Origin of the sequence: Sphingomonas pruni NBRC 15498, assembly GCF_001598455.1 — a bacterium.
Lineage (GTDB): Bacteria > Pseudomonadota > Alphaproteobacteria > Sphingomonadales > Sphingomonadaceae > Sphingomonas > Sphingomonas pruni.
In genome coordinates, this window is sequence record NZ_BCYZ01000002.1 from 54,218 (window position 1) to 64,872 (window position 10,655).

At 65.1% G+C, this 10,655-nt stretch carries 11 protein-coding genes; 6 read left to right on the top strand and 5 right to left on the bottom strand.

Going from position 1 to position 10,655, the window contains the following annotated elements:
* Positions 1 to 79 precede the first annotated feature (79 nt).
* The 4 genes from SPR01S_RS00500 to dapA form a co-directional block, all read right to left on the bottom strand.
* Entirely contained in the window at positions 80 to 2,095 is a 2,016-nt protein-coding gene (locus SPR01S_RS00500; RefSeq protein WP_066583370.1) for a M13 family metallopeptidase, read from the bottom strand.
* Between the two features lie 129 nt (positions 2,096 to 2,224).
* On the bottom strand, positions 2,225 to 2,710 hold the full coding sequence (gene smpB / locus SPR01S_RS00505; RefSeq protein WP_066583372.1) for an SsrA-binding protein SmpB: 486 nt from the start codon (positions 2,708 to 2,710) through the stop codon (positions 2,225 to 2,227).
* Between the two features lie 41 nt (positions 2,711 to 2,751).
* Complete coding sequence (locus SPR01S_RS00510; protein WP_066583381.1) at positions 2,752 to 3,378, bottom strand: DUF805 domain-containing protein; 627 nt, start codon at positions 3,376 to 3,378, stop codon at positions 2,752 to 2,754.
* A 67-nt stretch (positions 3,379 to 3,445) separates the two neighbouring features.
* Positions 3,446 to 4,327, bottom strand: coding sequence for a 4-hydroxy-tetrahydrodipicolinate synthase (gene dapA / locus SPR01S_RS00515; RefSeq protein ID WP_066583382.1), 882 nt, complete (start codon positions 4,325 to 4,327; stop codon positions 3,446 to 3,448).
* Between the two features lie 88 nt (positions 4,328 to 4,415).
* Here dapA and SPR01S_RS00520 point away from each other — a divergent pair, with 88 nt between their 5' ends.
* The 4 genes from SPR01S_RS00520 (at position 4,416) to SPR01S_RS00535 (ending at position 8,275) form a co-directional block, all read left to right on the top strand.
* Positions 4,416 to 6,398 (top strand): lytic transglycosylase domain-containing protein, encoded by a 1,983-nt coding sequence (locus SPR01S_RS00520; RefSeq protein WP_066583385.1) that lies wholly within the window; start codon positions 4,416 to 4,418, stop codon positions 6,396 to 6,398.
* Between the two features lie 122 nt (positions 6,399 to 6,520).
* Complete coding sequence (greB, locus tag SPR01S_RS00525) at positions 6,521 to 7,021, top strand: transcription elongation factor GreB (protein WP_066583387.1); 501 nt, start codon at positions 6,521 to 6,523, stop codon at positions 7,019 to 7,021.
* Positions 7,022 to 7,098: 77 nt separating this feature from the next.
* Positions 7,099 to 7,488 carry a DoxX family protein gene (locus SPR01S_RS00530; protein WP_066583388.1) on the top strand — a complete coding sequence of 130 codons (390 nt, stop codon included), beginning with the start codon at positions 7,099 to 7,101 and terminating at the stop codon, positions 7,486 to 7,488.
* 55 nt (positions 7,489 to 7,543) lie between these two features.
* Positions 7,544 to 8,275, top strand: coding sequence for an NYN domain-containing protein (locus tag SPR01S_RS00535; RefSeq protein ID WP_066583393.1), 732 nt, complete (start codon positions 7,544 to 7,546; stop codon positions 8,273 to 8,275).
* 14 nt (positions 8,276 to 8,289) lie between these two features.
* Here SPR01S_RS00535 and recR read toward each other — a convergent pair whose 3' ends face one another.
* On the bottom strand, positions 8,290 to 8,886 hold the full coding sequence (recR, locus tag SPR01S_RS00540; protein ID WP_066583395.1) for a recombination mediator RecR: 597 nt from the start codon (positions 8,884 to 8,886) through the stop codon (positions 8,290 to 8,292).
* Between the two features lie 55 nt (positions 8,887 to 8,941).
* On the opposite strand from recR, the gene fmt reads away from it, so the two are divergent.
* Together fmt and truA are read left to right on the top strand one after the other, a co-directional pair.
* Positions 8,942 to 9,850 carry a methionyl-tRNA formyltransferase gene (fmt, locus tag SPR01S_RS00545; protein WP_066583397.1) on the top strand — a complete coding sequence of 303 codons (909 nt, stop codon included), beginning with the start codon at positions 8,942 to 8,944 and terminating at the stop codon, positions 9,848 to 9,850.
* Positions 9,847 to 10,593 (top strand): tRNA pseudouridine(38-40) synthase TruA, encoded by a 747-nt coding sequence (gene truA / locus SPR01S_RS00550; protein WP_066583399.1) that lies wholly within the window; start codon positions 9,847 to 9,849, stop codon positions 10,591 to 10,593. The genes fmt and truA overlap by 4 nt, the downstream gene beginning before the upstream one ends.
* The last annotated feature ends 62 nt before the right edge of the window (positions 10,594 to 10,655 follow it).

Below are 10,655 nucleotides of genomic sequence, written 5' to 3' on the forward strand. Positions count from 1 at the left end.
GACGATGAACCGCCGCTGATGAACGAACGCCGCCGGTGGATGTCCACCGACGGCGCCTTCAGTCGTCTACCTTCAAACCTTACCAGATGCGCACGCGATCGGCCGGAGCGAGATACAGTTTTTGCCCAGGCTGGACTTTGAACGCGGCGTACCACGGGTCCATGTTGCGAACGATACTGGCGCGCGCTTCCGACGGCGCATGCGGATCGGTACGCAGGCGCTTGAGCAATTCGGGTTCGCGATAGCTGCGCCGCCACACTTGAGCCCAGCCGAGATAGAACCGCTGATCGGCCGTGTAGCCGTCGATCACCGGCGGCGCCTTGCCGCCGAGCGATTTGATGTAGGCGTCGTGCGCGACAGTGAGGCCGGCGAGGTCGGCGACATTCTCGCCCAGCGTCAGCTTGCCCTGGACGTGCTGGCCCGGAAGCGGCTCGTATTTGTCATATTGCGCGACCAATGCATCGGTCCGCGTCTTGAACGCGGCGACGTCGGCGGGCGTCCACCAATCGGTCAGCTGCCCGCTCTTGTCGTACTTGGCGCCCTGATCGTCGAAATGGTGGCTCATCTCGTGCCCGATCACCGCGCCGATGCCGCCATAATTGACCGCCGGGTCGGCATTGGGATCGAAGAAGGGCGGCTGCAGGATCGCGGCCGGGAAGACGATCTCGACCATGCCGAAATTGGCATAAGCGTTCACTTCCATTGGGGTCATGCCCCATTCCCAGCGCTGTAGCGGCTTGCCGAGATGGGCGATATTGTCCCGGCGGGCCCATTCGTTGGCGCGCCATTCGTTGCCGAAGGCGTCGCCCTTTTCGACCTTGAGCGTCGCATAATCGTGCCATTGCGACGGATAGCCGATCTTGGGCCGGAACGCCGCCAGCTTGGCGTGCGCCTTGACCTTGGTCTCGGCCGACATCCAGTCGAGCTTGTCGATCCGCGCGTTCATCGCGGCGATGACGTTCTTGACCAGTTGATCGGCCGCCGCCTTGGTCGCCGGCGGAAAATATTGCTGCACGTACAATTTCGAGACGTCGTCCTCGAGTGCGTTGGTGGTAAACTCCACCCCGCGCTTCCAGCGTGCTTGCTGCTCGGGCGTTCCCGACAGCGTCTTGCCGTAGAAGTTGAAATTCTCCTCGTCGAACGCCTTGGGCAGCACGTCGGCATAATTGTCGAGGCTGCGCACGACCAGCTGATCCTGCAGCACCGTCATCGGCGCCTCGGCGACCAGCTTGACGATCCCGGTGATCGCCGATGGCTGGGCGACCAGCAATGTATCGACGGGCGCCCCGATCCCCTTGAAATAGGTCGGGAAGTCGAAGCCCGGCGCCTTCGCCTGAAGGTCGGCGACCGACATCTTGTTGTAGCGCTTGTTGGCGTCGCGGCTATCGATCCGCGACCAGCTGACCGCGGCGATCTGCGTCTCGAGATCGACGATCGCCTTGGCGCGGGCATCGGCATTCGCTTCGCCCGCCAGGGTCAGCATCTTGGCGATGTGCGTCTGATACCCCGCCTTGGCGTCGGCGAACTTGGGGTCGCTATAATAATCGCGGTCAGGCAGCCCGAGTCCGGCCTGGCGCAAGCCGAGGATATAGGTCTCGGGCGCCTTGTCGTCCTGACCTACCCCGGCCCCGAACGGCCCCCCGATGCCGCCCATCGACGCTTCGGCCAGCAGCGCCGCATAGCCTGCCTTGTCGGTCGACTTGATATGATCGAGCCAGGGCTTGATCGGCGTCAGCCCCTTGGCCTCGATCGAGCCGGTGTCGAGATAGGTCGCGTAGGCAGTGCCGATCTTCGAATTCGGGTCCGCCGCGGCCTTTTCCAGGATGCCCTTGGTCCGCGATTCGGACAAATCGGCGAGCAGGTTGAACGCGCCGTAATTCGATTTGTCCGACGGGATCGGTGTGGTCTTCGCCCAAGTGCCGTTGGCGTAATTGTAGAAGCTGTCCCCCGGCGCCACCGACTTGTCCATGCCGGCTTCGTCCATGCCGAACGTGCCGAAGGTCGGCTTGGCCGACGACGCGGCCACGGTCTGCTGTGCGAATGCCGCGGCGCCGAGCGCCGTCGCCGCAAGAAGTGCGAACGCGAAGGGTTTCATGTTGGGAGGGTCCTTTCCGAAGTGGAGGAGCGGACGCTCGCGAGGCAAGCCGCAGCCGTCATGATCCCCCTTATTGATGGCGTGTGTTCTACCCCGGCGACACGCCCAGTCAATCGAGGGTCAATCGCGTCAGCCGTGATCCCGCATGATGCGGCCGGCGTCGCGCTTCCACTCGCGCTCCTTGATATGCTCGCGCTTGTCGTGCGCCTTGCGCCCCTTGGCCAGGGCCAGCTCGACCTTGGCGCGACCGCGCGCGTTGAAATAGACCGTGAGCGGCACCAGCGTCATGCCGTCGCGCGCCACCGCGCCGTGCAGCTTGTTGATCTCGCGCGCATTGAGCAGCAATTTGCGCGGCCGCTTGGGCTCGTGGTTGAAGCGATTGCCATGGCTGAATTCGGGAATGTTCGAATTGACCAGCCATACGCCGCCATCTGCGGTCACTTCGGCGTAACTCTCGGCGATCGACCCTTCGCCCGAGCGCAGGCTCTTCACTTCGGTCCCGGTCAGCGCGATCCCCGCCTCGAACGTCTGCTCGATGGCATAGTCGAACCGCGCGCGCCGGTTCTCGGCAACGATCTTCTGCTTGTCGAACGTGGCGGGTTTGGGACGGGCCATGGGCCGGGCGATGTAGGCGCGCCGGCCGCCAAAGGGAAGCTTTAGTGAAAGGGCGGCTGCAGCGGGTCGTCGCCGAACCGGTTTGGCCCGACCGTACCCGGCAGGACGAGAAAGACGATCATCATCACCAGGATCGCGAAGCCGAGCAGGTTGACGAGTGATATCATCGACATCGATTGCATCGCCTGCTGGAATGCGGGGTTAGTCATATTGGGCGGGCTGCCGGGCTTCGCTGCCGTCATCGATGCCATTATCGTGAAATAGCGGGGAAAGAACGACGCCATGATAACCGGCGAGACGATCTGCATCACGTAATAAGGCGCTGACCACCAACCGGAGCGGTCGCTGTCGTGCAGCCGGCGCACGACCGCGGCCGCCGTCAGAATGAAGAACAGCAAGGCGACCACCAGGGTCATCACGATCATGTTCTGCATCATCGGCATCATCAGCCGGATCATGGCCTGCGGATCGTTGTCGAACCGGCGCGGATCGCTTTGCATCATCGGCATCATCTGGTCGAACCAGGACGTCATGAGCGGGATCATCGCGATCGCCATGGCGACGAACTGGACGATGTAGACGATGAGAATCCACAGCCAGAAGGGCTGACGATTTTCCCTACCCTGCAAATCCAGGAGTCCGGTCAAATGACGGCCCAGCAGATTCATGGCGCTTTCCCCTCGCGTTATGAAGGAACCTAGCTCCCGATATCGGCCGAGGGAAGTGCTGGCGCCGTCAGAGCCCGGCCGTTGCCATCGCCGCGTCGACCGCGGCACGGCTGGCATCGCTCGGCTCCGTCATCGGGAGGCGGAGATGCAGAGGCCAGTCCGGCTTGACCTTGCCCAACGCATATTTGACCGGGCCGGGCGAGGCGTCGGTGAACATCGCGACATGCAATGGATAAAGACGATCGTGGAGCGCCAGCGCGGCGGCATGGTCATCCGCCGCCCAAGCCGCCTGGAATTCGGCGCAAAGGCGCGGCGCGACATTCGCGGTGACCGAGATACAGCCGACTCCGCCCATCGCGTTGAACGCCAGCGCGGTCTCGTCATTGCCCGACAATTGGACGAAATCCGTGCCGCAGCCCAGCCGTTGCTCGGTCACCCTGCCGAGACTGCCGGTCGCGTCCTTCACGCCGATAAACACCTCGGGAAACGCCTTGACGATCCGCGCCATCGTCGTCGGCTGGATATCGGTGACGGTTCTTCCCGGCACGTTGTAAAGCACGATGGGCAACGGTGTTTCGCGCGCGATCGCCTCGAAATGACGGAAGATGCCCTCCTGGCTCGGGCGGTTGTAATAAGGCGGCACCATTAGCGCCGCATCGGCGCCGGCGGCCTTGGCGGCATGGACATTGGCGATCGCGACGCGCGTGTCGTTCGACCCGGCACCAGCCAGCACCGGCACGCGGCGATTGGTCTGTTCGACGCAGACGCGCACAGCATAGAAATGCTCGTCGGCCGTCAGCGTCGCCGCTTCGCCGGTGGTCCCGACCGGCACCAACCCGGCCGATCCCTCGGTGATTTGCCACTCGACGAGTTCGCGATACGCGTCCTCGGCGAAAGCGCCATCCGCCGCGAACGGCGTGACCAGTGCGGGGATCGATCCCGAAAACATGCTTAAACGCTCCCGCGTGGCGGCGATCCGCCGTTTTTTCGTTGTTTTATATCCTGACAGATAGGCCGCGAGGGCATATCCTGTCCACATGCTTGCGTTGTTCAAAAGCGGGATCGCCGCCGCCGCCCTTTCGGGGATGGCGGCGACGGGTATGGCGTTCCAGGACCAGCTCGAATGGGCCAAGTCCAAATTGATGGGCGCGCCCAGCGCCGACCCCAGATCGGTCAGCGCCTTGTCGGCGGCGATCACCGAATGGCGGTCGCTCAGGCAGACCAATAGCGCCCCGTTCGAAAGCTATGCCCGTTTCCTGCTCGAGCATCCCGGCTGGCCAGGCGATGTCGCGATGCGCCGCGCCGCCGAAAGCTCGCTTTCCCAGCCCGGATGGTCGCCGTCGACCGCGGTCGCTTTCTTCCGTCGCTATCCGCCGCAAACCGGCACGTCCTGGGTCCGCTTCGCCGAGGCGCTGACCGCGACCGGTTCGATGGATGACGCGCGGACGGCCGCACGCAATGCCTGGGCCCAAGGCAGCCTGACGCCGACCGACGAGAGCAAGGTGCTGACGACCTGGCCGGACGCGCTGTTGCCCAAGGACCAGGATGTGCGGATGGACCAGTTGCTGTGGCAGGGCCAGACCACTGCCGCGGCGCGCCAGCTCGCGCTAACCAGCGCGGCACGGCGCCCGCTGTTCGCCGCGCGACTGGCGCTGCGCACCAATGCCCCCGATGCAGGCAATGCTGACGCGATCGGCGCTGGCGATCCCGGCTATCTGGCGGACAAGGCGATCTGGCTGACCAATACCGGCGCGGCCGCATCGGCGCGTGCGCTGCTTGCTCGCCCGCACAATTTCACCAGCCGGCCGCTCGATGTCGACCGCTGGTTCGACCTGTTGCTGCGCAATGCCCGCGCCGCTGTCGACGCGGGCGACTATACGACGGCGTACAATATCGCGAGCCAGGTCGACGACGCCTATCCCACTGGCACCGACATCGAGTTGCGTCCGCTTGCCGAGCGCGATCCCTATACCGACCTGGTCTGGCTCGCCGGACAGACCGCGCTCAAGCGGTTGGGGCGTCCGGCCGACGCGATCGGCATGTTCGTCCGCTATACCGGCGGTTCGCGGTCGACTGCGCTCAAGTCGAAGGGCTTCTATTGGGCGGGGCGCGCCGCCCAGGCCGCACGACAGAATGACGATGCGACTCGCAACCTCACCGCGGCGGCGCGCTATGGCGACCAATTCTATGGCCAGTTGGCGGCCGAGCGCCTCGGCCAGCCGCTATTGGCTCCAGCCGAGCCGACACCCCCGCCGATCCCGCCTGCCGAGCGCTCCGCCTTCTACAATAACGAAGTGGTCCGCGCGGCGCAGTTTCTCGGCACGGTCGGCGCGCATGAGGATCAAAGCCTTTTCCTGCGTCAGATCGCCAATCTCGCGAGCACCGTCGACGACCATGTGCTGGCAGACGAACTGGCAAGGACGCTCGGCCGGCCCGATCTTTCGGTGATGGTCGGACGCAGCGCGCTGTTGAACGGCGTCACCGATTATAGCCGCTCGGGATTCCCGACGGTCAACATCCCGGCATCCTCTGCATCGAGCTGGACGATGGCGCATGCGATCATGCGCCAGGAGAGCCAGTTCGACCGCTCGCTGATCAGCCGCGCCGGCGCGCGCGGGATGATGCAGCTGATGAACGGCACAGCGCGCGAGCAGGCGGGCAAGCTCGGCCTTGCCTGGGATCAGGGCATGCTGCTCAGCAGCACGGACTATAATATCGAGCTCGGCACCGCCTATTTCCAGCGGCTCTACAATCAATATGGCAGCTACCCGCTAGCGATCGCAGCGTACAATGCCGGCGGCGGCAACGTGAACAAATGGCTCGCCGCGAACGGCGATCCGCGCACCGGCACGGTCGACTGGGTCGACTGGATCGAGGCGATTCCGTTCGACGAGACCAAGCGCTACGTCCAGCACGTGCTCGAAAACGCGGTGGTCTATGACCTGATCAACCCGCAGCGCGCACTGTCGACCGGCAATGCACGGCTGAGTTGGTATTTGGGCAACAAGCGGCCGGGCTGAGCCATAGTCTCGGCGAAGCCCCCCGCCGTCATGCCAGCGAAAGCTGGCATCTCAGGCGGTATCGCTTCATCTCATGAGATCCCAGCTTTCGCTGGGATGACGGTTGGGGCTATCGAGAAGGGGTGAACGACCGCCCCAATTACATCACCCCTGCAGGCTTCGCTGCGCTTCGTGCCGAATACGAACAGCTGTTCGCCGAGGAGCGCCCGAAATTGGTCGACACGATCGCCTGGGCGGCGGGCAATGGCGACCGCTCGGAGAATGGCGATTATATCTACGGCCGCAAACGGCTGCGCGAGATCGATCGCCGGCTCGGCTGGCTGTCTAAGCGGATGAAGGCGGCGAAGGTGGTCGACCCGGCGCAACAGCCCGACCGGGACCGTGCATGGTTCGGCTGTACGATCACGATCGCCGATGAGGACGACAATCACCGCACCTTGACCCTGGTCGGCGACGACGAGGCCGATGCCGGCAAAGGCCTGGTCGGGTGGAACGCCCCCCTCGCCCGCGCGCTTCGCGGCGCTGCGATCGGCGATTTGCGCCGGGTCACGCTGCCGGCGGGCGAGAAGGAATATGAGGTAATGAAAATCGCCTATCCGTCGCTCGACGAGCCCAAAGCGTAACGGAGCGTTTCCTTCACTTGGCTGGTCGCCGCTGGCGTTGCGCTCTAGGTCGGGGTCGTAACGAAGAGGAGATTGCCGTGCCCATTCCCGCCCGCTGGTCGTCGCAGCTTCAGTCCTTGCTGCGCATCGTGACCGCGCTCGGCTTCATGCAACATGGCGTGTCGAAGTTCTTCGGCATCCCGCCCTTCCCCATGCCGCTTAATCCTCTCCTCTATACTGCGGGCACGCTCGAACTGGTCGGCGGCAGCCTGTTCCTGCTTGGGTTGTTCACCCGACCGGTGGCGTTCGTCCTGTCGGGGATGATGGCGATCGCCTATTTCATGGCGCACGCGCCGAAGAGCTTCTTCCCGGCCGTCAATGGCGGCGAGCCGGCGATGCTCTATGCTTTCATCTTCCTGTTCTTCGCCGCGGCGGGCGCCGGAGCGTGGAGCATCGACGCGCTGCGCAGTCGGTCGGCCGCTCGGTAGCGCCCTGCCCGGGCGCGATTGCGCAAGCCGCGTCAGGCCGGCTATCACCGGCAGCATGACCGACGAGTCTCATGGCCGCAACATCGCGTTACTGATCGACGCGGACAATGCCTCGTCTCAAACCCTCGATCCGGTGCTGACGATCCTTGCCGAACTCGGCACGGTCAACATCCGTCGCGTCTACGGGAATTGGTCGAAGCCCGCGCTCAAGGGATGGCGCGACCAGACGGTCCGCTACGGCATCGAGCCGCAACAGCAGTTCGACCTCATCAAGGGCAAGAACGCGACCGACATGAAGATGACGATCGACGCTATGGACCTGCTCTATCGCGGCCGCGTCCACGGCTTCGGCATCATGTCGTCGGATTCGGACTTCATGCCGCTGGCGATGCGGATCCGGCAGGATGGCCTGCCCGTTTACGGGTTCGGCACGTCGAAGACGTCCGAGGCGTTTCGCCAGGCGTGCACGCGGTTCATCGACGTCACCGCGCTCCGCCCCGCTCCGGCCCCGGACACCGTCAACGGCAGCACGAGTGCCACCGCCGCGGGCAAGACCGCCATGGATCCCGAACTGCTCAAGTTGCTGGTCGACGCCTATGACGCGGTGAAGCGCGACGAGCGTGGGTTCGTCAACCTATCCGAACTCGGCGAGCGCGCGGGCAACCGCTCGAGCTTCGACGCGCGGAACTATGGCTATAAGCGTCTCTCTGACCTTATCGAGGCGGTGCCCAATTTCCAGACGGAGCGCCGCGACGGCGGCCGCATCTACGTCAAGCGGGTGCGTTAGCTCCTAGATCGCGCTCAACCAACGGGCCGCCGCGCGCGCATCGCCTGGGCGAGCGTGCCCTCATCGAGATAATCGAGCTCGCCCCCAACGGGCAGGCCGTGCGCCAATTGCGTAAGCCGCACCGGAAACCGTTCGATCCGCTCGGCGATGTAGTGCGCGGTGGTCTGCCCTTCGAGCGTGGCGTTCATCGCCAGCACCACTTCGTCGATGCCGCCTGCTTCGACCCGGCCGACCAGTTTGGCGATCGCCAGATCCTCGGGCCGCACACCGTCGAGCGCCGACAGCCGCCCGCCGAGCACATGGTAGCGCCCCGGAAACAGCCGCGAGCGTTCGAGCGCCCAGAGATCGGCGACGTCCTCGACCACGCATAACGACCGCTGATCGCGGCGCGGATCGGCGCAGACCGCGCAGGGGTCGCTGGTGTCGACATTGCCGCAGACCGAACAGGTCGCCAGTCTCTGCTCGACCGCTTGGAGGGCGGAGAGCAACGGCCCCAGTGCCGCCTCGCGCTTCTTGAGCAGATGCAGCACCGCGCGCCGCGCCGAACGGGGCCCGAGTCCGGGGAGCCGGGCCAGCGCTTGGGCGAGCGCTTCGATTTCCTGCGATGCCATCGGGAACAAATAGGGGGTTGCGTGCCCCCCTGCCAAGGGGCGAAAGGCGAACCCCATGCGGATCGTCTTCATGGGAACCCCCGATTTCGCCGTTCCGGTGCTCGACGCCTTGATCGGCGCCGGTCACGACGTCGTGGCGGCATACAGCCAGCCGCCGCGCGCCGGCGGGCGTCGCGGCAAGGCGCTAACTCCCTCTCCGGTCCAGGCGCGCGCCGAAACACTTGGGATCGAGGTGCGCACGCCCCTGTCGTTCCGAAAGGAGGCGGGCGCGGTCGATGCGTTCGCGGCGCTGGAGGCCGATGTGGCGGTGGTGGCGGCTTATGGGCTGATCTTGCCGCAGGCGGTGCTGGATGCGCCGCGACTGGGCTGCCTCAATGTGCATGGCTCCTTGCTGCCAAGATGGCGTGGCGCCGCCCCGATCCAGCGGGCGATCCTGGCCGGCGATGCCGAAACCGGCGTTGGCATCATGCAGATGGAGGCTGGACTGGATACAGGTCCCGTTCTGCTTGAGGAAAGCACGCCAATCGACGGAAAGACTTCGGGAATTCTGTCGGCTGAACTGGCCGCAATAGGCGCGCGGCTGATGGTGCGCGTGCTCGAGGATCCCGCCATGTTCCCGCCCCGGGTCCAGCCGGAAAATGGCGTCACCTACGCGTCGAAGATCGACAAGGCCGAGGCGCGGATCGACTTCGCCCGCTCCGCCGCCGAAGTCGAACGTCAGATACGAGCGTTTAACCCGGCGCCGGGCGCGTATTTCGAATATGCGGGAGAGCGCATCAAAGTACTCAGCGCCGCCGTAATGGAGCTGTCGGGCGGGCCGGGTGAGGTTCTCGACGGCCAACTCACCATAGCCTGCGGCAAAGGCGCGATCCGTCCGCTTGCGGTGCAGCGCGCGGGACGTGGCGTCATGACGTCAAACGAGCTTTTGCGCGGCTTTTCCATCGACATAGGCGCGCGCCTGTGACGCGCTTCGCGCTGACGGTCGAATATGACGGGCGTCCGTTCATGGGCTGGCAGCGGCAGGACCACGGACCGAGCGTGCAGGCTGCGATCGAGCGTGCCGCCAAGGAGATCGTGCAGGACGATGTCACCGTGCACGCCGCCGGGCGTACCGATGCCGGCGTCCACGCGCTGGGCATGCGCGCGCACCTTGACGTCACGCGGGCGATCACGCCGTTTCGGCTGATGGAAGCGCTCAACGCGCGGTTGCGGCCCGATCCGGTGGCGATCCTCGATTGCGAGATCGTGCCGGACGACTGGCACGCGCGCTTCTCGTGCCTCGCCCGGCATTACGAATATCGCATCATCTGTCGCCGTGCGCCGCTGACCTGGGAAAAGGGGCTGGCGTGGCGCGTGCCGCAGGAACTCGATGCCGACGCGATGCATGATGCCGCACAGATACTGGTCGGGCGGCATGACTTCACCACCTTCCGATCCGCGCATTGCCAGTCGGACAGCCCGGTCAAGACGCTCGACCGCCTCGACGTCGTCCGCGACGGGGCGCGAATCAGTGTGTTCGCCTCGGCGCGCTCGTTCCTCCATCACCAGGTGCGCTCGATGGTCGGGTGTCTGGAACTGGTCGGCCAGGGCAAATGGTCGATAGGCGACCTGAAGGCGGCGCTACAGGCCGCCGATCGCGCGGCCCTGGGGTTCAACGCCCCTCCCGACGGCCTCTATTTCCTGCGCGCCGACTATCCGGAAGCCTGACCGTTCAGTTCCAACGCCTCCCCGGCGAAGGCCGGGGCCCAGTCGCGACGCATCCGCGGCGG